18 protein-coding genes are annotated in these 21,113 nt (G+C 61.8%); 5 read left to right on the top strand and 13 right to left on the bottom strand.

What is annotated here, in order from left to right; translation table 11 throughout:
• Positions 1-380 precede the first annotated feature (380 nt).
• From DFO46_RS04210 to DFO46_RS04180, 7 genes are all read right to left on the bottom strand, one after another.
• Entirely contained in the window at positions 381-731 is a 351-nt protein-coding gene (locus tag DFO46_RS04210; RefSeq protein ID WP_120276432.1) for a hypothetical protein, read from the bottom strand.
• A 73-nt stretch (positions 732-804) separates the two neighbouring features.
• The gene (gene queF, locus DFO46_RS04205) at positions 805-1,269 is read right to left on the bottom strand and encodes a preQ(1) synthase (RefSeq protein WP_120276431.1); all 465 of its coding nucleotides are present in this window, start codon (positions 1,267-1,269) and stop codon (positions 805-807) included.
• A gap of 19 nt (positions 1,270-1,288) precedes the next feature.
• The gene (locus DFO46_RS04200) at positions 1,289-2,197 is read right to left on the bottom strand and encodes a cation diffusion facilitator family transporter (protein WP_110792114.1); all 909 of its coding nucleotides are present in this window, start codon (positions 2,195-2,197) and stop codon (positions 1,289-1,291) included.
• Between the two features lie 216 nt (positions 2,198-2,413).
• Positions 2,414-2,647, bottom strand: coding sequence for a zinc ribbon domain-containing protein (locus DFO46_RS04195; RefSeq protein ID WP_110792112.1), 234 nt, complete (start codon positions 2,645-2,647; stop codon positions 2,414-2,416).
• A gap of 2 nt (positions 2,648-2,649) precedes the next feature.
• Positions 2,650-3,291 carry an OmpA family protein gene (locus DFO46_RS04190; protein ID WP_147412734.1) on the bottom strand — a complete coding sequence of 214 codons (642 nt, stop codon included), beginning with the start codon at positions 3,289-3,291 and terminating at the stop codon, positions 2,650-2,652.
• Positions 3,288-3,737, bottom strand: a complete 450-nt coding sequence (locus DFO46_RS04185; protein WP_120276429.1) for a hypothetical protein — start codon at positions 3,735-3,737, stop codon at positions 3,288-3,290. The genes DFO46_RS04190 and DFO46_RS04185 overlap by 4 nt, the downstream gene beginning before the upstream one ends.
• A gap of 183 nt (positions 3,738-3,920) precedes the next feature.
• The gene (locus DFO46_RS04180; RefSeq protein ID WP_120276428.1) at positions 3,921-6,110 is read right to left on the bottom strand and encodes an anthranilate synthase; all 2,190 of its coding nucleotides are present in this window, start codon (positions 6,108-6,110) and stop codon (positions 3,921-3,923) included.
• Between the two features lie 289 nt (positions 6,111-6,399).
• Here DFO46_RS04180 and DFO46_RS04175 point away from each other — a divergent pair, with 289 nt between their 5' ends.
• The gene (locus DFO46_RS04175; protein ID WP_183041833.1) at positions 6,400-7,389 is read left to right on the top strand and encodes an extensin family protein; all 990 of its coding nucleotides are present in this window, start codon (positions 6,400-6,402) and stop codon (positions 7,387-7,389) included.
• Positions 7,390-7,446: 57 nt separating this feature from the next.
• Here DFO46_RS04175 and DFO46_RS04170 read toward each other — a convergent pair whose 3' ends face one another.
• Positions 7,447-9,705, bottom strand: coding sequence for a TonB-dependent hemoglobin/transferrin/lactoferrin family receptor (locus tag DFO46_RS04170; RefSeq protein WP_120276426.1), 2,259 nt, complete (start codon positions 9,703-9,705; stop codon positions 7,447-7,449).
• 246 nt (positions 9,706-9,951) lie between these two features.
• Positions 9,952-11,625 carry a formate--tetrahydrofolate ligase gene (locus DFO46_RS04165; RefSeq protein ID WP_120276425.1) on the bottom strand — a complete coding sequence of 558 codons (1,674 nt, stop codon included), beginning with the start codon at positions 11,623-11,625 and terminating at the stop codon, positions 9,952-9,954.
• A 194-nt stretch (positions 11,626-11,819) separates the two neighbouring features.
• On the opposite strand from DFO46_RS04165, the gene DFO46_RS04160 reads away from it, so the two are divergent.
• Together DFO46_RS04160 and DFO46_RS04155 are read left to right on the top strand one after the other, a co-directional pair.
• Positions 11,820-12,839, top strand: coding sequence for an endonuclease/exonuclease/phosphatase family protein (locus DFO46_RS04160; protein WP_110792100.1), 1,020 nt, complete (start codon positions 11,820-11,822; stop codon positions 12,837-12,839).
• 111 nt (positions 12,840-12,950) lie between these two features.
• The gene (locus DFO46_RS04155) at positions 12,951-13,472 is read left to right on the top strand and encodes a TIGR00645 family protein (RefSeq protein ID WP_110792098.1); all 522 of its coding nucleotides are present in this window, start codon (positions 12,951-12,953) and stop codon (positions 13,470-13,472) included.
• A gap of 163 nt (positions 13,473-13,635) precedes the next feature.
• Here DFO46_RS04155 and putA read toward each other — a convergent pair whose 3' ends face one another.
• Positions 13,636-16,755, bottom strand: coding sequence for a bifunctional proline dehydrogenase/L-glutamate gamma-semialdehyde dehydrogenase PutA (putA, locus tag DFO46_RS04150; protein ID WP_120276424.1), 3,120 nt, complete (start codon positions 16,753-16,755; stop codon positions 13,636-13,638).
• A 107-nt stretch (positions 16,756-16,862) separates the two neighbouring features.
• On the opposite strand from putA, the gene DFO46_RS04145 reads away from it, so the two are divergent.
• Positions 16,863-17,327, top strand: a complete 465-nt coding sequence (locus DFO46_RS04145) for an Lrp/AsnC ligand binding domain-containing protein (protein WP_110792095.1) — start codon at positions 16,863-16,865, stop codon at positions 17,325-17,327.
• A gap of 177 nt (positions 17,328-17,504) precedes the next feature.
• Entirely contained in the window at positions 17,505-18,197 is a 693-nt protein-coding gene (locus tag DFO46_RS04140) for a LuxR family transcriptional regulator (protein ID WP_110792235.1), read from the top strand.
• A gap of 74 nt (positions 18,198-18,271) precedes the next feature.
• Here DFO46_RS04140 and DFO46_RS04135 read toward each other — a convergent pair whose 3' ends face one another.
• The 3 genes from DFO46_RS04135 to DFO46_RS04125 are packed head-to-tail and all read right to left on the bottom strand — an operon-like array spanning position 18,272 to position 21,070.
• The gene (locus tag DFO46_RS04135; protein WP_120276423.1) at positions 18,272-19,381 is read right to left on the bottom strand and encodes a DUF2333 family protein; all 1,110 of its coding nucleotides are present in this window, start codon (positions 19,379-19,381) and stop codon (positions 18,272-18,274) included.
• Positions 19,374-20,669, bottom strand: coding sequence for a DUF6638 family protein (locus DFO46_RS04130; RefSeq protein WP_110792092.1), 1,296 nt, complete (start codon positions 20,667-20,669; stop codon positions 19,374-19,376). The genes DFO46_RS04135 and DFO46_RS04130 overlap by 8 nt, the downstream gene beginning before the upstream one ends.
• Positions 20,666-21,070 carry an endonuclease domain-containing protein gene (locus DFO46_RS04125; RefSeq protein WP_120278135.1) on the bottom strand — a complete coding sequence of 135 codons (405 nt, stop codon included), beginning with the start codon at positions 21,068-21,070 and terminating at the stop codon, positions 20,666-20,668. The genes DFO46_RS04130 and DFO46_RS04125 overlap by 4 nt, the downstream gene beginning before the upstream one ends.
• Positions 21,071-21,113 lie beyond the last annotated feature (43 nt).

The raw sequence follows: 21,113 nt of genomic DNA, 5'->3' as shown, positions 1-21,113 counted from the left end.
GTGTTCCTTTCGGGCAGGAAGAAAACGCGAGCCAGGGCGCAGGACATCGCGCCGCCGCCGCGTATGACGGCGGCACCGGTCGACACCTTTCGCAGGCAAGGCTGCGCTGTTGACGCGCCTGGCTCACAATCGAAAAAAGTTGGGAAGCCCATTCATTGGGCCGAAGAACGAGACTTGCGGCAACCGGATGCGCACTGCCGTCAGGGAATACCCGTCACGGCTTGAAATGCCCCTCGGCGGTCAACCGCGGAGAACAAGGACTGTCCGGATGATGTTGTCATCCGTGACCATTTGTCGAACAAACGAATATCGGCATATTGTCAATAAATGGTTAGACGGTATATCGCGGATGCTCGGCGGCTGCGTTTCCCCTGCCCGTCTCACACCGGCGGATCGGTGACGAAGGGCATGATGTCGACGCCATCGCCGGGAAAGACGGTGATATGCGGATGGTCTTCGAAAAGCTTGGCCGCCGCCGCGGCCGTTTCAGCCTCGACGATCAGATAGCCGCAGATCGCGTTTGTCGCAGGCGTTATGCCGTCTCGGGTGATGCGCGTCGTCTTGCCCACCATGCCACCGCGATTGAGGATGGCGGCGGCATTTCTGTCTTCCCATTCCATCCATTTCGGAACACCCTCGGCGTCGATCGCATCCTGCTCCGCCTTGGACAGCGCCCGGAAACGGGCGAAGTCCTCATGCTTCATCGTATAGACGGCGAGATATTTCGGCATGCGGGGCCTCCGGTCTGAGAGAAGACCGGAGGCTAGCGCTTCGGGCGGCCGAAGTCACCCGGCACCACCAGGATCAGCCGCGCCCGCGATAGGTCGCCACCCCCTGCTCGGGCAGCCACACACCTTCCGGCGGAGCACCCGTCTGCCAGAAGACATCGATCGGAATGCCGCCGCGCGGATACCAGTAGGCACCGATGCGGAGCCACTTGGGATCGAGCAGCTCGACGATGCGCTTGCCGATATAGACCGAGCAATCCTCGTGGAAGGCGCCGTGGTTGCGGAAGGCGAAGAGAAAGAGCTTCAGCGATTTCGATTCCACCAGCCAGTCACCGGGAATGTAGTCGATGACGATATGGGCGAAATCCGGCTGCCCGGTCATCGGGCAGAGCGAGGTGAATTCGGGGGCCGTGAAGCGCACGACATAATCGGTGCCGGCATTGCCGTTCGGCACGCGCTCCAGCACGGCCGTTTCGGGGCTGGTGGGCGCATCCACGCTCTGGCCGAGCTGGGTCAGGCCGGACACATCGGTCTTGCTCATGTGATGGGATCCTTTGATTTTAACGCCCGAGTTCGACGCCGGCGCCATGCGCCATCTCGTTTTCGGGTTCGACATGAATGGTGACGCGGGTGCCGGGCACCGCCTTGTGCACGGCCATTTCCAGCCGGTCGCAGATGACATGGGCGTCGCGCACGGTCATCTTCGAGGGCACGACGAGGTCGAAGGCGACGAAGGTGACAGCCCCGGCGCGGCGCGAGCGCAGGTAATGCACGCCGAGCGATCCTTCCGAATTCTCCTTGATCGCCTCCCGGATCGCCTCGGCTTCATCCGAGGACACCGCGACATCCATCAGGCCCGCGACGGAATGGGAAATGACTTTCCAGCCCTGCCAGATGATGTTGAGCGCAACCAGGATCGCGAGCGCCGGATCGAGAATGGCGTAGCCGGTGAAGAGCACCAGCACCAGGCCGATCAGAACACCGCCGGAGGTGACGACGTCGGACATGATGTGTTGCCCATCCGCCGACAGCGCCGGCGAGCGATGGCTCTTGCCCACGCGGATGAGCAGGCTCGCCCAGGCGGCATTGATGACGGCGGCCAAAGCGTTGATCGCCAGGCCGAGATAGGGCGCTTCCGGCAGGGACGGCGCATAGAGCGCCGGCACGGCTTCACGGATGATGAGAAGCGCCGCGACCACGATCAGCACGCCTTCCAGAACGGCCGACAGATATTCCGCCTTGTGGTGCCCGTAAGGGTGATCGTCGTCGGCCGGTTTCTGCGCATAACGGATGACGAAATAGGCGAGGAAGGCAGCGATCACATTGACGGTGGATTCCAGGCCATCGGACAGCAGCGCCACCGAGCCGGTGACCCACCAGGCGAGCAGCTTCAGGCCCATGACCCCGAAAGAGAGCGGAATGCCCCAGAAGGCGAGCTTGCGCACCAGATTGTCTTCGTTCGCCGCCATGGCTTCATTCCCTGCAGATGCGAGTGAATTGCAGACGCAATTCCAAAAACGACAAAACCGCCCGGCAAGAGCGGGCGGTTCGGTTGATATCGGCAGTGTAATGGCGAAGGGTTGAGGAAAGGTCAAGGCGGAATGAGCCGGTGTGCACAGGGCATGGCTAAGCGAGAACTTCCGGGATAGTGCCTGTGCTGCGCCTCTCTTCCCGGCAAATGCCGATCAAGAAGAAAGGACGACCGCCACCATAATTGCCGCAAAGGCGATAAAAAGGATGGCACCGAGGACGATCAAAACAACCGCATTCGTTGAGAGATAAGTGGTCGCCACCCCCGAGAGCACGGATGGCCAAGTACCACGCCCATTGGCAACCCGCATGGGATAGCCGCATTGTGGGCACGAGACCGCCTTATCGGAAATAGAATGATTGCATTCAGGACACGCGATCAGACCCATCTTCATTCTCCCGTATCAATGATGAACTCGACCCGGCGGTTCTTCTGCCGCCCAACCGGATCGTCGCGCCCGTCCGAAGTCTCGTTCGGTGCAACCGGTTCGGCTTCTCCCTTGCCCGTCGTGCTCAGGCGGATCAGGTCAATGCCATGGTCGGACAGCCAGTCCCTGACAGCTGTCGCACGTCGCGCGGACAAGGCGATATTGTAGTCGTCATCGCCCTTGGAATCCGTGTGGCCCTCGATCTGCACAGGGGACGCCTTCAAGGCGGTAAGGATCGTCACCATCTGCACAAGAATTTCCTCAGCATCCGCACGGATGTCCGATTTGTCAAAATCGAACAAGACGTCGCCCGGCAGGCTGACGTGAATAGCTCTGCCCTCCTGGTGCGCGCCGAGTTCGCTCAGCAACGCCTCCGTCCTCGCGCGCGCTTCTGATTCAAGGTTCTTCAGGGAAAAAGACGAACTGCCAGCCGCGGCATTCCCGTCGCTCGGCGTTGGTCTGGGCGCGAAACGTGATTGCGGAAAATCGATACTCTCGAAGCGAGACGGCATATCGCCAACCGGACCGCCCTCGTGGCTGACGGTATAGGCAAGCGCCGGCACAGGAAGCAGTACGGTGAGGGCAAGAAGCAAGCCTCTTGTCACGGACGGATCTCCAGCGGAATGGTCACGCCGGGAGCGTCGGCATCGTCGGCTGGCTTCCCCTCGTTAAAGACCAGCGTCAATCGGCCGGCATCTCCTGGGATTTTTCCGGGAAAGACGAGGTCCCCTTCCATCGTCTCGCCGTTGACGACGCGCATCCATTTGTTGTCGCCGACCTGGCGCATGTGCAAGCGCTGCTCAAGCGCATCGCCCCAGCGCAGATAGGCATTTTCACCACCGTTCAACTCGACGAAATTCGTCACATGGCTATCGAAACTCGCCAGAAGTCGAATTCTTGTGGCATCGTCGCCCAGGGTCACGGATTTCACCTGCACGGTCAAACCGACGGGAACACTAATCTGACCACCATCGATTGTGACGATGCGTTCCTCGGCAAGGGCCGAACCAGCCACGACAAGCATTCCACACAGGACAATCGCTTTGAACATCAGAAATCCCCTCGTAAGAACAACGCGAAGTTTCTGGTCACGAAAACCGGCAGCTTTGTGACAGCGCCACCACGGCGTGTGACACAATACAAGTTGGCAGAGCCGCCCTTGGCAAGAACAAGAATGGCCCGGTGGAGGGGAACCACCGGGCCATGGAAAAAAACATCAGGTCGCGATCGGCCCTTACGCCGCCTTCACCTTCGCCCGTTTCGCCAGATGCGCCACGACGTTTTCGATCATCCGCATGCCGGCGTCGCCGCCGAGCGTCATGATCGATTCCGGGTGGAACTGGACGGCGGCGACCGGCTCCTTGGTGTGTTCGATGCCCATGATCGTGCCGTCCTCGCTCTCCGCCGTGATCATGAAATCGCGGTGCAGGGACGAGGGATCAGCGAAGATCGAGTGGTAGCGGCCGACGGTCACTTCCTTGCCGAGGCCGGAGAAAACGAGGCCGGGTTCGAGCACGCGGATGCGCGACGGCTTGCCATGCATGGGAACGGCCAGCTGGCGCAGCTCGCCGCCATAGGCTTCCGCCAGCGCCTGCAGACCGAGGCAGACGCCGAAGATCGGCAATTGCCGGGCACGCGCCTTCTTGATCGTCGCCTTGCAGTCGAAATCGGCCGGTGAACCCGGGCCGGGCGAGAGAACGACCAGATCGGGGTTCAGGCTGTCGAAGATCTCTTCCGGCACCGGCGTGCGCACCGTGTTCACGGTCGCGCCCGTCTGGCGGAAGTAGTTGGCGAGTGTGTGGACGAAACTGTCCTCGTGGTCGACGAGCAGGATGTTCACGCCTTCGCCCACCCGCGCCACGCCGCGCTTGGAAGACGCGTCGTTGCCGCTCTTGGCATCACGGATCGCTGCAATCATGGCGGAGGCCTTCAGTTCGGTTTCGGCTTCTTCTTCCTGCGGGTCGCTGTCGTTCAAAAGCGTGGCACCGGCACGCACTTCTGCGATGCCGTCCTTGATGCGCACGGTTCTGAGCGTCAGCCCCGTGTTCATGTCGCCATTGAAGCCGACCATGCCGATCGCGCCGCCATACCAGGCGCGCGGGCTCTTCTCGTGCTTCTCGATGAAGCGCATGGCCCACAGCTTTGGCGCACCGGTGACGGTAACGGCCCAAGCGTGGCTGAGGAAGCCGTCAAAGGCGTCCATGCCGTCGCGCAGCCGCCCTTCGATGTGGTCGACCGTGTGGATCAGGCGCGAATACATCTCGATCTGGCGACGGCCGATGACCTTGACCGAGCCCGGCTCGCAGACGCGGGACTTGTCGTTGCGGTCGACGTCGGAGCACATGGTGAGCTCGCTCTCGTCCTTCTTGGAATTGAGCAGCTTCAGGATCTGCGCCGAATCCTCGATCGGATCGGCACCACGCTTGATCGTGCCGGAGATCGGGCAGGTCTCGATGCGGCGGCCGTTCACCCGCACGAACATCTCCGGCGAGGCGCCGACGAGATATTCCTGGTTTCCGAGATTGATGAAGAAGGAATAGGGCGAGGGATTGATTTCCTTCAGCCGCTTGGAGATCTGCGACGGCTTCGAGTCACAGCGTTCCATGAACTTCTGGCCCGGCACGACCTCGAACAGGTCACCCTTGCGGAAGCTTTCCTTGGCCTTCACGACGAGTTCGGCATATTCGCCCGGACGATGATCACCGCGCGGCGGGATCGTGTCGGTATGCTCAAAGGGTTCGGGCGCAATCTCTTCCGACTGGCCCACAGTGGTGACCGCGCCCTTGGTAAAGTCGTAGCGGTCGATCCAGGCCTTAGCCGAATAATGGTCGACGACGAGGATCTCGTCGGGGAGGAAAAGCACCATATCGCGCTGGTCGTCAGGGCGCGTGAGCTTCAGGTCGATCGCGTCGAACTGGAAGGCGAGATCGTAACCGAAGGCGCCGAACAGGCCGATGGCCGAATCTTCCTCCGAGTGAAACAATGCGGTGATGGCGCGCAGCACGGTGAAGACCGTCGGCATCTTCGAGCGTTCTTCTTCCGTGAAGACGCGCGAGGGAAGCTTCACGTCGAGATCGAGCCGGGTCGCGGTGCGTGTCCCCAGCGCCAGATCCTCGACGGAGGCGAGCGCCTCGGCGATCATGGAGAGCAGCGCTTCACCGCGGCCGTTATAGGCCTCGATCCAGACCCTGCGGCCGAAGGAGGAGATGCCGAGCGGCGGATCGACGATCGCGGTGTCCCAGCGGGTGTAGCGGCCCGGATATTCGTAATTGGAGGAGAAAACTGCACCGCGCCGCTCGTCGAGCTTGTCGACATAGGTCGAAATGGCATCGCCATAGGACGTCGGCCGGCGCTTGCGCGTGACGGTCACGCCACCCCGCGTCTGATAGGCTTCCGAGCCGTCTTCCTGAAATATCGTCGACATATCTGTCCTTCTCCATTCTTCAGGGCCCCTCTCCTGCAGGCCTTGAATACAAAAAAGCCGCCTCAGGAGTGTTTCCGGGCGGCTTTGGGGTCAATCGTCAACAAGACATGACTGGTCAAGGCCGCGTCAGCGTGCCCACCACCAAGCAAAGGTCTTCGATACGATCTTCATGGCGAATTGCATAGCGTGCGGACCGCGCCTTAGCAAGGGCGTTTTGCCATGCTTGGATGATGAACTTTTCGGCGGCTCGCGCCTTATCGACCCGGTGGCTGGGGGAGACGGAGACGAGATGACGAAGACGATATCGAAGCTCGCAATAGGCCTCATGCTGGCTTGGCCGATCCTCACGGGACTGACACTGCCGTCTCGCGGGCCGCAGCCGACACAGCGACCGGCGGCGACGACCCCTGCACCGGACGCGAAGCCGGAAGCGCCAGCGGAAAGCGGCAAACCCGCCGACACGGCAGAGGTTCCGACGCCCGATCCCAAGCCCGAACCACCTACGGACGACAAAACCGGGGACGAAGACGGCAAGGAGAATAGGGAAAATACCGAGGGAGCCACGCCCACGCCACCCGCTGCGGCACCGGCGCCGGCGCCGGCGCCGGACGCAGCCAGCGACAAGGGCCCTGCCAAGCAAGAGCCTGCGGACGAGAACAAGGGCGCGAAGGAACCGGAGGAGAAAGCCGAACCCGTCGATCCGCCACCGCCGCCGGAAGATCCGAAGATGCTCGCGGCGTGCCTCGCGGATCTGAAGGCGATCGGTGCAAGCTTCGAAACGAAGCCGCGGGTCGACGATGCGGGTGGCTGCGGCATGGCGAGCCCGATCGTTCTGAAGAAGCCCCTCCCCGACGTGACGCTGGAGCCGGAAGCAACGATCCGCTGCGAGACGGCACTGCAGCTCGCGCGCATGACCCGCGACATGCTGAAACCGGCAGCCGAAGCCGCCTTCCCCGGCAAGCCGGCCCTTTCCGGCATCCGCCAGGCCTCCGGCTATGTCTGCCGCAACAGGAACAGCGCCGAAACCGGCAAGATTTCCGAGCATGCCTATGGCAATGCGATCGACATCGCGGCTTTGCGCTTTGGCGACGAGGAAGAACCCGTGATGATCGCCAAGCAGGATGACGGCAGTGCACAGGCCGTCTTCCAGCGCGCCTTCAACGCCATTGCCTGCCTTTATTTCACGACCGTGCTGTCGCCCGGCAGCGACCCGACACATCAGGACCACATGCATCTCGACGTGATCGAGCGGAAGAGCGGATTGCACTATTGCCGGTAAACGAAAGACGGGCGGCCCCGAAGGCGCCGCCCGTCTCCTTGTGTGTGAAAGCTCCGCTCAGAATTTCTGGGTGAGCGAGATTTTGAAGCTGCGTCCCGCTTCCGAGTAGAAGTCGACGGGCTGGTTGCCGGAGCTGACGCTGTTCGGATTGACCGAGGCGACACCGACCGCATTCCAGTAGGTCTTGTCGAAGATGTTGTAGACACCGGCCTGGATCCTCAAGCCCTTGAACTGTTCGGGCTCCCACCAGCCGGTCAGGTTGAAGACACCATAACCCGGTGCGTCGAAGGTCGATGCCGTATGGTCATCCGGCATGGCGGCCGAGAAGATGCCGGTCAGTTCCGTGCCCCAGGTCTCCTGGTCGTAGCCGATGCCGACGATCGACTTCAGCGGTGCGACACTGCGCAGACGGGCATCGGTGTCGCCATATTCGCCATAGGCGACGGCCAGGGATGCCTCGGCGAAGAAGCCGTTGGTGAAGCTCTTGCGGGCCTTCACTTCGGCGCCCGAAATCCTGACATCACTGCGGTTCTCATAGGTGAAAAGCATCGCCGGCTGCGGCGCGACGCCGGTTCTCGTGACCGAGTCGATGAAGTTGTCATAGGAGTTGTGGAACAGGGTCACGCCACCGGTGAAATCCCCCGTATCCCACTTCGCGCCGACTTCGAATCCCTGTCCGGTTTCCGCCTTGAGGGCAGGATTGCCGATGCTGGCATAGCCCCCGGCCACATTGGTGAAGTTGCCGTAGAGTTCGTCGACGGTCGGCGCGCGATAGGCCATCGACCACTGGGCAAAGAGGCCGACACTCTCCGTCAGCTGGTATTCCGCCAGAAGCTTGGGCGAGAACCGGCTGTCGCTCGAGCCATCCGGCAGGCCGAAGGCCTTGTAGCCGGTATTTTTGCTGAAGGCGGCGGAGTTCTGCGGATTGTAATCATGCCAGTCGAAGCGGATGCCGGGCGTCAGAGAGAAACCGCTATCGCCGAAGCCGAGCTGATCTTCGAGCGACAGGCCGACGACCGTGCCGTCGACATCCGGAATATCCGATTGCGAGACCGTGGTTGCCGTTGCCGGGAACACGGAGATGTACTGGCGCGTGTCGAAGGAAACGACATTGCCGCGCAGACGCAATTGATGGGCAAGCCCGCCCGCCTCGAATTCGGACACGGCAGACCCGATGATCCCGAAGTCCCGTTCCTCGGCCTCGTTGGCGCGCACATACCGCGTGCCGCTATTGCGGAAGCCGTCGGAGCCTGCCTCCTTTTCGAGTTGCTGCCAGTAGAAGCGCAGATTGGCCGCCTGGATCAGCGTGTCGCTCGAGGGAGCATCAAATTTGTAGTCGAGGGAGACCCTTTGGCGGCGCGTGTCGTCCCAGCCGGTATAGCCGTTGGCGCGGAAGGTGGTCGCGGCATTCGCATTGGTGAAAGTCCGCGTCTGCAGCGACTGGAGGTTCGTGTCGCTGGTATAGTCGTAGCGCTCGGCCGTCAGGCCGATGCTGTGACCGCCTTCCAGTTCATGCCGGAACTTGAAGAGCAGGTTGTTGCGCACGAAATCCATCGGGTTCGGCGCCGTCCGGCTATTGCCGAAAATCTCGTTCTTGCCCTTGCTGTCGGTCTCATGACCCTTGGTATAGGAGCCCTGGAAGAGGACCGAGGTGCTGCCCACCCGCTTGGCAATGGCGGCTGAACCGCCAAAACTGTCGTCCTCGCTGTCGTAGCCGGTCTTGGCGAGACCGCCCCAATCCTTGCCCTCGCCGATCAGGTCTTCGGGCTCCAGCGTGCGGGCCGAAAGCGCACCGGCGAGCGCGCCGGAACCGACCTTGCTGGAATCGGCGCCTCTCAGCACATCGAGGCCTGCAAGCGAGTTGAGATCGAAGCTGCTCGGCTGGCCGTTGATGCCCGTGGTCGGGGAACCGGCGCTGGTGCGGGCGCCGCTCTGCAGGAAGGGCATCGGGATCTCGTCCACGAGCACGGCGACGCGCGGCCCCGTCAGGCCACGGATGAACAGGCCACCCGCGCGGCCGGGTTTCGCCTGGATGAAATCGACACCCGGCTCCGTGGTGTTGCCGAGATCGCTGAGGTCCTTCACCTCCTTCTGGCGCAGCTGATCCGCCGTCGTCTCCGTTGCCAGCGGCGTTTCGGCCACCGAGCCGGCTTGGACCCGTTTGCCCTTGACGACGATCGTCTGGAGCTGGGTCTCCCCCCCATTGGCACTTCCGGTCGCCGGGGCGGCGTCCTGTGCGTGGGCGGGGAGAATGGCCGAGACCGCAACGAGGGCGGTGCAGGCGAGCAGGAGAGGTCTGGCGGACCGGGAGCTCATGCGAATGTCCTTTCCAAGGCCAGCAAAATACGGTCCCGCCCCCGCAGGAGGGGCAGGCTGGCCAGCTGTGATTGCGTCAAAACCGGGGCGGCGGAGAAAATTTCGCCGTAATCACGCCGTATAAAACATGATTATCAGAGTCAACATATAAAACATGATTATTCTAATCATGAATTGTGATCCACGTCACCGTGATCGAAATATCACAAGTTCACGATGGAATTCGGGGCCGGCTGAAAGCGGCGACTAGAAGAGCCCTTCGATGGCCCCCTCGCCGTTCAGCCGGATCTTTTCCGAGGACGGCACGCGCGGCAGGCCCGGCATGGTCATGATCTCGCCGGTGATGGCAACGACAAAGCCGGCCCCGGCGGAGAGCCGCACCTCCCGCACATGCACCACATGCCCCTCCGGCGCGCCGCGCAGTGTCGGATCGGTGGAGAAAGAATACTGTGTCTTGGCCATGCAGACCGGCAGGTGGCCATACCCCTGGCGTTCCCACTCAGCCAGCTGGTCGCGGACCGACTTGTCGGCGGTGACCTCGCCCGCCCGGTAGATCTCGGTCGCGACGCGCTCGATCTTGGCAAAGAGCGGCAATGCGTCGGGATAAAGCGGCCGGAACTGCGAGGGCGTCTCGGAGATCCGCACGACCGCCTCGGCAAGCGCGGTGATGCCCGCCGAGCCCTCGGCCCAGTGGCGGCAAAGCACGGCTTCGGCGCCAAGCCCGATGGCCACGCTGCGGACAGCCTCGATCTCCTCGGCCGTATCGCTGGAAAAATGGTTGATCGCCACCACCGCCGGCACGCCGAACTTGGCGAGGTTTTCCAGATGCCGGGCGAGATTGACCGATCCACGCCGGACAGCCTCGACATTCTCGACAGAAAGCGCGTCCTTCGCCACACCGCCATTCATCTTGAGCGCCCGCACCGTCGCCACGATGACGACGGCGGAGGGTTTGAGCCCCGCTTTGCGGCACTTGATGTCGAAGAATTTTTCCGCCCCGAGATCGGCCCCGAAACCGGCTTCCGTCACCACGTAATCGCCGAGTTTCAATGCCGTCTGCGTTGCGATCACCGAATTGCAGCCATGGGCGATATTGGCAAAGGGACCGCCATGCACCAGCGCCGGATTGTTTTCCAGCGTCTGCACGAGGTTCGGCTGCATCGCCTCCTTGAGCAGCACGGCCATGGCGCCATCGGCCTTCAAGTCGCGGGCAAAGACGGGGCTCTTGTCGCGGCGATAGCCGATGATGATCGCCCCCAGCCGCCGCTCGAGGTCTTCGAGATCGGTGGCAAGGCACAGGATCGCCATGACCTCGGAGGCAACCGTGATGTCGAAACCGGCCTCACGGGGGAAACCATTGGAGGCACCGCCGAGCGAGGTGACGATCTCGCGCAGCGCCCGGTCGTTCATGTCCATCACCCGCCGCCAGGTGATGCGGCGCGTGTCGATGCCGAGTTCATTGCCCCAATAGATATGATTGTCGATCAGCGCCGAGAGCAGGTTATGCGCCGAGGTGATGGCGTGGAAATCGCCGGTGAAATGAAGGTTGATGTCCTCCATCGGCACCACCTGCGCATAACCGCCGCCCGCCGCACCGCCCTTCACCCCGAAACAGGGGCCGAGCGACGGCTCGCGGATGCAGATGACAGCCCTCTTCCCGATCCGGTTCAGCCCGTCGCCGAGCCCAACCGTGGTCGTCGTCTTGCCCTCGCCCGCCGGTGTCGGGTTGATCGCGGTGACGAGGATCAGCTTGCCGTCCGGGCGGTCGGACAGTCCCCGGATGAAGGCCGCCGAGATCTTCGCCTTGTCGTGACCGTAGGGAATGAGGCTTTCCGAGGGAATGCCGAGCTTGCAGCCGATCTCCTGGATCGGCCGCTTGGACGCCGCGCGTGCGATGTCGATATCCGATGGTACGGTCATGTTTCCCCCTGCGCCTTTTCGTTGATTGAGAAGATCTGACGACCGAGCCGGGCTGGCAAGGCGCTCGCCGTATTTTTTTGGCGATACCTATACCAGTGTCACAGCACCACCCCACCCTCGAGATTTCGCTGTCGTATTAACTTCAATCTGGAGATGTATTAGCATGGCGACATACCAAAAGGGGAGCCGGTGCCATGACCAAGCAGACCTTCAGCTTGACAACCTTTAATCTGTACAATCTCAACGAGCCGGAATTGCCGCTTTACGAAAAGACCACACCCTGGACAGTTGAGGAATACGCGCTCAAGCAGACGTTCACCGCACGACTTTTGCGGGAAATGGCAGCGGATCTTTTCGCGTTTCAGGAACTCTGGCATGGTCAGAGCCTGCAGAACGCCTTTGCCGCTGCCGGCATGAATGACGACTATGATCTCATCGTGCCGGACGACCACACAGGCAAACGGATCGTCTGTGCCGCTGCTGCCAGAAAAGGACTGGTCGTCGGCACCCCTGTCTGGATCGAAAGCTTTCCCGAAACATTCAAGCTGTCGAGCCGTGGCGAAGACAGCCAAACACCCCAGATCGCAGTCTCCGTTGACCGGTTCTCGCGTCCGGTCCTGCATCTGACGATCAAACCCTTGTCGAATGGACCTGAAATCCACGTCTATGTCTGTCACTTCAAGTCCAAAGGGCCAACCAAGATATATCGCGAGCCTTGGTACGAAAAAGACAGCCACGCGAAGCATGCTGAAAGTATCGGCTCGGCCCTGTCCACGATCCGCCGAACAGCCGAAGCCACGGCGCTCAAGATGATCGTGACCGACAAGATCAAGGAAACCGACATTCCCGCAATCATTGTCGGCGACGTCAATGACGGGGATCTGAGCAATACGGTCAACATCCTGACCGGACAGCCGCGCTATCTGATGGGGCTTTCGCTCGGCGGCGGTGATGCCGATCTCTACACGGCCCAGACACTGCAGCAGTATCGCTCGACGCGAGACGTGTATTACACTCACATCCATCAGAATATTCGCGAATCCCTCGACCAAATCCTGGTCAGCCAGGAATTCTACGACAACAGCCGCAAGCGCATCTGGGCCTTCGACGGCATGGACATTGCGAACGATCATTTGAACAGCGAGAACCACCGCGCCGACGGTTCGAACGACCACGGCATAGTGCGCGCCCGCTTCCGATACGATCCGGCCTAGGCCGCAGCCGGCAAGATCACGGGCCGGCAGGCATCTGGGGGCTGCAGGACCCTTGTCGACCACACTGTGCCTGTACTATGTCCGGGCATATTGCCGGACGAAAGGACCCCGATGAAATCGCTGGAACTGTTGATCGAGAAAATCATCCTGTCGAGCCGCTGGCTGCTGGTCGTCTTCTATCTCGGCCTGGTGGCAGCACTTGCCGTTTACGCCGTCTCCTTCGGCTACAAGTTCATCAAGATCGCCAAAAATGTCTTCGTCTACGAGGATTTCGAGATGATCCTTGCCATGCTGGCGCTGATCGATGCGGCCCTCGTCGCCAGCCTGATCGTCATGGTGATGATCTCCGGCTACGAGAACTTCGTCAGCCGTTTCGACGAGGCCGATGACCAGGTCTCCTTCCTCGGCAAGCTCGATGCCGGCAGCCTGAAGATCAAGGTCGCCTCCTCGATCGTGGCGATCTCCTCGATCCACTTGCTGCAGGTCTTCCTCAACGCCAGTCAGTACACCGACAGCAAGCTGATGTGGTTCACCATCATCCACCTCGCCTTCGTCATCTCGGCGGTGATGCTGGGCTATCTCGAGGTGATGATGAACGGCAAGAAGAAGGGCGGGGACGCGGACAAGATCTGAGGGCCTCTACCCTCCCCTTGAGGGGGAGGGTCGGAGCGCAGCTCCGGGGTGGGGTGACGGCTGGGAGCTAGCCCGCAGGCTCTCGCATCGAACTCGTGGTGTTGTTCACCCCCACCCGCCGCTTCGCGGCGACCTCCCCCTCAAGGGGGAGGTGGACGTCCCCTCACCCCTCGCCGATCGCGATCAGGCTGGCATTGCCGCCGGCAGCGGCCGTGTTCACCGAGATCACCTGTTCGACCGCAAAGCGGCTGAGATAGGCCGGACCACCCGCCTTGAAGCCGGTGCCGGACATGCCGGAGCCACCGAAGGGTTGGGTGCCGACGACGGCGCCGATCATGTTGCGGTTGACATAGATATTGCCCGTGTCGAGCGCTTCCGTGACGGTACGGATCGTCGCCTCGATGCGGCTGTGCACGCCGAGCGTCAACCCGTAGCCGGTGGCATCGATCGACGCGATGACCTGGTCAAGCGCCTTGGCCTTCCAGCGCACGACATGGAGCACGGGACCGAAGATCTCCCTGGTCAGCGCTTCCGGCCGGTCGAGCTCGACGATATGCGGGGCGAAGAAATTGCCGGTCGCGGGCACTTGGCCGGCATAACGGACCTTCTGGGTCCGCTTCATGTCGGCGATATGCGCCTCCAGCATCGCCTTCTGCTTCTCGTCGATGACAGGGCCGATATCGGTGGTGATCTCAAGCGGGTTGCCGAGGTTCAGCTCGCGGGCTGCACCCTCGATCATCTCGAGCATGCCATCGGCGATGTCTTCCTGGAGATAAAGAATGCGCAGCGCCGAGCAACGCTGGCCGGCAGACCGGAAGGCCGAAAGCACGACATCATCGGCCACCTGTTCGGCAAGCGCCGTCGCATCGACGATCATGGCGTTGAGGCCACCGGTTTCGGCAATCAGCGGCACGATCGGGCCGTCCTTGGCGGCCAGCGTCCGGTTGATCGCCTGAGCAGTGCCCGTCGAGCCGGTGAAGGCGATGCCAGCGAGCTTCGGATGGGCGGCAATCGCGGCACCGACATCGCCGGCACCGGGCAAGAGCATCAGCACGTCTTCGGGCACGCCCGCCTTGTGGAACAGCTTGACCGCCTCAAAGGCGATCAGCGGCGTCTGGGGCGCAGGCTTGGCAAGGACGGCATTGCCGGCGACGAGTGCCGCCGAGACCTGGCCGAGGAAGATGGCGAGCGGGAAATTCCACGGCGAGATGCAGGCAAAGACGCCGCGACCGCGCCAGGAGAGACGGTTGAGTTCACCCGTCGGGCCGGGCATGACTTCGGCCTCACCGAACTGCTTGCGGGCCTGGGTCGCATAATAGCGGCAGAAATCGACCGCCTCGCGGATTTCGGCAACACCGTCATCCAGCGTCTTGCCGGCTTCGAGCGCCAGAAGCGACAGCAACCGGTCGCGATCGGCCTCGAGCAGGTCGGCCAGTTTGTCGAGGGTTGCGGCCCGCTCCTCGACGGTAACCCGTGACCAGCGGGCAAAACCCTGGCGCCCGGCGGCAAAGGCCCGGTCGACATCGGCAGGCGTCGCATTGTGCACGGAGCCAACCTTGCGAGAGCGGTCGGAGGGCGAGAGCACGGCCTCCTCGGCCGTGGCGCCGGTCGCACCAGGCACCAGCGGATGGGCGGCGATCTCGGCCAGCGGCTGGGAAACGCGGGCCATCAGCCGCTCCAGATTGTCACGATGGCCGAATTCGAAGCCGGCGCTGTTCTTGCGGTCGCCATAGAGGGACAGCGGCATCGGGATCTGGCTGTGGCGGGCGCTCTGGCCATTGCCAAGACCGAGCTTCTCCGTCGGCCGCTCCAGAAGTGCCGTGACCGGGATGTTCTTGTCGCCGGCAACGGCCACGAAGGAAGAATTCGCACCGTTTTCGAGCAGGCGGCGAACCAGATAGGCAAGCAGATCGCGATAGCCGCCGACAGGCGCATAGATGCGGCAGGCGATGCGGTCATTGCCCGACAGCAACGTGTCGTAGAGGGCCTCGCCCATGCCATGCAGGCGCTGGAATTCGAAGCCCGTGCGGTCAGTGCCGGCAAGCTCGATGATCGTCGAGACGGTCAGTGCATTGTGCGTGGCGAATTGCGGGAAGATGCGGGCGCGCTTTTCCATGAGCTTCGCCGCGCAATGCAGATAGGACAGATCGGTCGCGGGCTTGCGGGTCCAGACCGGGTAATCGTCGAGACCACGCTCCTGGGCGCGCTTCACTTCCGTATCCCAATAGGCACCCTTGACCAGGCGGACCATCATCCGGCGGCCATACTGCTGGCAGAGGCTGTCGATATAGTCGATCACCTGCGGCGCACGCTTCTGATAGGCCTGGATGGCCAGACCGAAACCGTCCCAGCCGGCAAGCGACGGATCGGCGAAGACGGCGGCGATCACGTCGAGCGACAGTTCGAGACGGTCTGCCTCTTCGGCATCGACGGTGAAGTTCAGCTGATGCGCCTTTGCCATCTGCGCGAGCTTCAGCAGATCCGGCACCAGTTCACGCATGACCCGGTCGCGATGGGTGGCGAGATAACGCGGGTGGAGCGCCGAGAGCTTGACCGAAATGCCCATGCGGTTCGGCAGTTGCTGGCTCTTGCCGTGTTTGGCCATATGCGCGCCGATCGCCTCGATGGCGCTGGCATAGGACTGGAAATAACGCTTGGCATCTTCGGCCGTGCGCGCCCCCTCGCCCAGCATGTCGAAGGAATGGCGGTAGCCGCGCTCTTCGCTCTTGGCTGCACGCGACAACGCGTCCTTGATGGTTTCGCCCAGCACGAAATGATGGCCGAGGAAGCGCATCGCCTGCTTGGTGGCGGATCGGACGGTCGGCAGGCCGAGCCGCTTGACGAGGCCGCGCATGACACCCTCCGGCGTCTCGCCCGGACGGATGACGCGGGCGGACAGACCCAGCGCCCAGGCAGAGGCCGAGACGAACCAGCTGTCGCCATGCGCCTCGTGTTCGCTCCAGCCGCCCTCTTTCAGCTTGTCCTCGATGAGCCGATCCTGGGTCAGCGCATCAGGCACGCGCAACAGCGCTTCGGCCAGCACCATCAGGGCCAAGCCTTCGCGGGTAGACAACCCGTATTCGCGGAGAAAGTCCTCGACGCCGCCGATCGAGCCGGAATTGTTGCGGATCGCGTCGATATAGGAGGTGGCGCGGCGGTCGATCGCCCCGTTCTGACTGTCCGACAGCGACAGCCGCGAGGCAAAATGGCGGATGAGCTCGTCATCATCGCCAGCATAAGGGGCTTCGAAACGCGGAAAATCGGTCATGGCTGGCTTGATCATTGTCACCTCCGTGGTATCCGCAACATATCGTCGGATTTGCCGTGTTTCACACTATTCTTGAACCATTTTTCTGGCATATTCACTGCAGAAATGGAGATCGATAGAGAGTGAGCAAAGAAATCGACCGCCTCGACCGCAAGATCCTTCGCGCGCTCCAGTCAGAAGGGCGACTGACCAATATCGAGCTTGCCGAACGCGTGAACCTGTCGCCGACGGCGACGGCCGAACGGGTGCGCCGACTGACGCGGGAAGGCTACATCACCGGCTACGCCGCCATCCTGTCGCCGCAGAAGCTCGGCCGCAACCTGCTCGTTTTCATCGAAGTGAAACTGGACCGCACGACAGCGGATGTCTTCGACACCTTTGCCGCAGCCGTAAAAAGATCGGATGACGTCATGGAGTGTCACATGGTCGCCGGAGGTTTCGATTATCTGGTCAAGGCACGGGTCGCCGGCATGGAAGCCTATCGGCAATTCCTGTCGGAAGTGATTCTGCCGCTGCCCGGGGTGCGCGAGACCCACACCTATGCGGTGATGGAAGAGGTGAAGGCGGGTTCGGCACTGCCCGTATGAATTTGGAGGAAATGACGAGTTGCCATTTTGAACGGCATAGGTCAGAAATTAGTCATATTAATGCAGCCCAGGGCCGAAAACCCCTAGCATTTCACTCGGACTCATATATTTGTTCAAACCTACAGTTAGTTCTCAACTTTCGAAACAAGAAAAATGCTGCCACAACGACAGACGCTCTTGAGCCAAGAAATCGGGAGCTGCCAAAGCCGTGCGGAACTGTTGGAATGCTGGAAGCAGGCCGCCCGGGAATACGGCCTCGACCACGTGACGCTGGCGGTCGCTCCCACCAGCCAAGACAAGATCATCGGCCCGCTTGTGCGCGAGACCACGCTCCCGGCAGACTATTGCCGCGAATTCGACCGCCAGGGTTTCCTCCGCTATTGTCCGACCGTCCCGCATATCAGTCGCACGATCATGCATGCGGCATGGTGGCTGGGTGCCGACGGCCACAGTCCGGATTTCGAATGCCCGCAGCCCCTGGCAGACCTGATGCGGAAATACCAGCTGCTTTCCGGCATCCTGTTTTCGCTGACGGCAATTGACGGCACACGCTACGTGGTGCGCTATGACGGTAAGCGCCCGCCCCTGCAGCAGCACGACATCAATGAACTGTCCATGCTGACGACGCAGGCCTTCGACATGTTCGACCGTCTTCGCCGGACGGCGAGCAACACCAATGTCCTGTCCGCACGCGAACTGGAAGTGGTGCGCTGGACGGCGCAGGGCAAGACCTCGCTGGAGATCGGCCAGATCCTGTCGCTCTCCGACCATACCGTCAATGCGTACATGACCAATGCGATCCGCAAGCTCGATTGCGTCAATCGCACCCAGCTCGTCGCCAAAGCGATCCGGATGAAGATCATCAGCTGATCGCAGCAAGATCCTGAAATCGAAAGGCCCGGTCTTGCGACCGGGCCTTTTGCGTCATGGCGGGCGCGGCGGCCTCAGCGATCGAGGATCGCGCGAATCTCGACCATGTTGGACCGAACCCGAAGCGTATAGAAACCCATGGTCGCCAGATGCGTCGGCATGATCCAGCCGTCCTCGCGTCCATTGGAGATGATTGCCGGCTGGATTTTCAGGGCACCCTGCAGCTGGCGCTCCATCTCGGCCCAGATGGCGGTCAGATTGCGCTCGCGAATGACATCGGCGAAATCGGCATGGGCGGCCTTCAGGAGAGCGTATTGCGCATAGAGCTGGCCGAACGCGAACCAGTAGCGATCATCGGCCCGTGTATCGAACCAGCCGGCATTGAACTCCTCGGAGCGGCGGCGAAGAATGTCGGATGTGTTGCCGAGATCGCTCGCCATGCCTTCCAGCAGCTGCAGGAGGTTGTCGGCACGCGAATCGAAGACCGCTTCGCAATTGGCAAGCGACGTGTTGAAGCGGTTCCAGCTGTCGACGGCAGCGCGATAATAGCTGGGCGTCGGCGTCTTGAAGCCGAAGGGATCGACGCCGAAATACCAGGTTCCTTCATCGAACTGGATATTGCCGCGGGCATCCTGCAGGTCGTTGTTGATCCCCGAGGTTCCCCGCACGCGGCCGAGATTGTCGGCGAGCTGGATGGCGGTGCGGCGCACCACCTGGTTCACGCCGCGCTGGAACGAGGCCTTGTTGTCGAAGAAGGGGGTATTGTCCCAGTCGATGCCGAAGAAGCCGACCTTGTAGAGGAGCGTCGACGAGATCCAGGTGTTCTGGTTGACGTTCTGATCGGTCAGCGCGGCGGCGAGCGTGACGACGGCGGAATCCTGGCAGCGATTGGCCTGGTCCGGCAAGGGCGCGCCTGCGGGAACCTTGCGCGCATCGAGCTTGTAGGTCTGGACGAAGGCCGGGTCGAAGCCGTTCCAGATCTGCGTGCGGTAGAAGAACTGGCCGTAAGCGAGGATCAGGAGCAGCAGAATGCCAAGGATCGGCCCCTTGATGATCCAGCTGCGGTCGCGATACCAGCCATGCGCGGCGAGAAACGGCCAAAGCAGCCACGCGACGACCAGGCCGACGCCCCGGCCGATCGCGGCGAAGACGCGCTGGAAAAACGCGATGATCGGGTCAAGCATGGTCATCTCCTAGTCCATAGAGGCGTTTGCGAAATTGGGCCTTGTCCTTCAGATATGTCTCGGACAGGCGGGATACAACATAATCGCGATAAGCTTCCGGATAGCGCTCATAGGCGCGGTAGAAGCCCTGCTTGTCGAAGACGAAGCGCGAAACGAAATCGTCCGGCGTCAGATGCGCGATCAGCCGGTTGGTGAGCCACTGGTCGGGATGGCCGGGTTCGGCGCGCACCAGCCAGAGCCGAAACTTCGGATCGATATCCGCCATGCGCAGATTGCCCGTGCGTGACAGCGTCCTGAGCGCCTCCTGCAGGAGGGGATAGACGCCGCCTTCGTTGATGGCACGGGCATTGCGATGCAGGAAGGTCTGCATCCAGACGGGGTCGATCCGCGTCAGATCCGGCACGGGATCGAGGGTGGCCGCCACGGACAGCAGCGCCATTTCCAGCCTGTGGGCAAAAAGCCCGGAGCTTTCGACCCAGCTCGCCCGTGGCAGATCGAGACGGCCCGTGCGTGCCAGGAAATCGGCGACCTGTGCGGTATCGTCGATCGAGATATAGCTGACCTGCCAGGGCCGCGAGCGCCGGAAGCCGGGCGCGCCCGGATCGCAGATGACAGTGGTGATCTTGTCGTCGACGAACACGAAGACGCCGCCGAAATGATCGGCCCAGAAGGCATCGTGGCGGAAGACGAGTTGATCGGGCACCAGCGTGTTCTGCCTGATGTCGCCGGTTTCCTTGGCGAGCGCCACCATGCGGGTGAGCATGTCGTCGTCGCGCCAGGCATCGGGGCCGGTGACCAGTGCATCGCAGAGCTGGCGCAGCTCCCCGGCCTTGCCGAGCAGGTCCTCGGCCGACAGCACCTTGAACTTCACCTCGTTGATCGACAGCAGATCATCGAGCGTCTTCACCTCCGATACGCTGTCCTCGATTTCGCCATAGAGCGTGTCCTTGAGCGTGATCGCATGGATCGCGCGGGCGTTTGCGGCGAAAAACTCGTGCATCAGGCCGGCGGTATTGGAAAAACTCGTATGCACCACCGGCAGGCTGTCCTGCTCCGGGGTGAGGATCACGAAGCGGCGGTTGACCTTCAGCGGATCGAGATAATCGGGATCGCCGAGTTCGTCGGCCACCTGTGGCGAAAAGCCGGTGATGTCGATGTCGAATTCGGTGAGTTTCGTCTCGGGCAGGCCAAAGGCGACAAGCGCCTTGTTGTAGCGGGCAACGAGATGCGGCTCGCGGATCGCCAGCAGGCGGCCGTAGATGAGCTCGGCTTGGAGGAGACGGTTCATGCGGGCCGCTCCGCTGGGAGGTAGGTCGGGTCACAGCTGAGTACGACTTGGTTGATCCGACCATCAAGGATGGCGATCAGCGTATCGAGCACGGCTTCGCGTTCACGCAGTACATCTGCGTTCCAGAACCTAACGACTGACCACCCATTGGCATTCATAAAAGCATTCCGTTTTGCATCATGTTCACTATCAGCATGCTGACTGCCATCGACTTCAACGACCAAGAGAGCCTCGCGGCAGGCAAAGTCGGCGAAGAAGGGGCCGATCGGCAGTTGCCGGACGAACTTGTATCCGCCGAGACGCCGCGCCCGCAATTCGCTCCATAAAGCAGCCTCAGCGTCGTTCTCGACCTTTCGCAGACTTCTCGCCCTTGCTGTCCTTTTCTGGTTCGCACCCCGCATCTGTGCACCCTTGACCACATCGCGATCTGCAAATGCCCCTCAC

The organism is Rhizobium sp. AG855 (assembly GCF_003610655.1).
Taxonomy (GTDB): Bacteria; Pseudomonadota; Alphaproteobacteria; order Rhizobiales; family Rhizobiaceae; genus Allorhizobium; species Allorhizobium wuzhouense.
The sequence above is the reverse complement of the archived record's forward strand: the minus strand, read 5'-3'. Positions and strand labels throughout refer to the sequence as shown.

Bases quoted from the DNA above. Each gene is read 5' to 3' on its own strand.
- DFO46_RS04210 (WP_120276432.1), bottom strand. From the start codon at position 731: ATGCCGAAATATCTCGCCGTCTATACGATGAAGCATGAGGACTTCGCC.
- queF (WP_120276431.1), bottom strand. From the start codon at position 1,269: ATGAGCAAGACCGATGTGTCCGGCCTGACCCAGCTCGGCCAGAGCGTG.
- DFO46_RS04200 (WP_110792114.1), bottom strand. From the start codon at position 2,197: ATGGCGGCGAACGAAGACAATCTGGTGCGCAAGCTCGCCTTCTGGGGC.
- DFO46_RS04195 (WP_110792112.1), bottom strand. From the start codon at position 2,647: ATGGGTCTGATCGCGTGTCCTGAATGCAATCATTCTATTTCCGATAAG.
- DFO46_RS04185 (WP_120276429.1), bottom strand. From the start codon at position 3,737: ATGTTCAAAGCGATTGTCCTGTGTGGAATGCTTGTCGTGGCTGGTTCG.
- DFO46_RS04180 (WP_120276428.1), bottom strand. From the start codon at position 6,110: ATGTCGACGATATTTCAGGAAGACGGCTCGGAAGCCTATCAGACGCGG.
- DFO46_RS04175 (WP_183041833.1), top strand. From the start codon at position 6,400: ATGACGAAGACGATATCGAAGCTCGCAATAGGCCTCATGCTGGCTTGG.
- DFO46_RS04170 (WP_120276426.1), bottom strand. From the start codon at position 9,705: ATGAGCTCCCGGTCCGCCAGACCTCTCCTGCTCGCCTGCACCGCCCTC.
- DFO46_RS04165 (WP_120276425.1), bottom strand. From the start codon at position 11,625: ATGACCGTACCATCGGATATCGACATCGCACGCGCGGCGTCCAAGCGG.
- DFO46_RS04160 (WP_110792100.1), top strand. From the start codon at position 11,820: ATGACCAAGCAGACCTTCAGCTTGACAACCTTTAATCTGTACAATCTC.
- DFO46_RS04155 (WP_110792098.1), top strand. From the start codon at position 12,951: ATGAAATCGCTGGAACTGTTGATCGAGAAAATCATCCTGTCGAGCCGC.
- putA (WP_120276424.1), bottom strand. From the start codon at position 16,755: ATGATCAAGCCAGCCATGACCGATTTTCCGCGTTTCGAAGCCCCTTAT.
- DFO46_RS04135 (WP_120276423.1), bottom strand. From the start codon at position 19,381: ATGCTTGACCCGATCATCGCGTTTTTCCAGCGCGTCTTCGCCGCGATC.
- DFO46_RS04130 (WP_110792092.1), bottom strand. From the start codon at position 20,669: ATGAACCGTCTCCTCCAAGCCGAGCTCATCTACGGCCGCCTGCTGGCG.
- DFO46_RS04125 (WP_120278135.1), bottom strand. From the start codon at position 21,070: ATGCGGGGTGCGAACCAGAAAAGGACAGCAAGGGCGAGAAGTCTGCGA.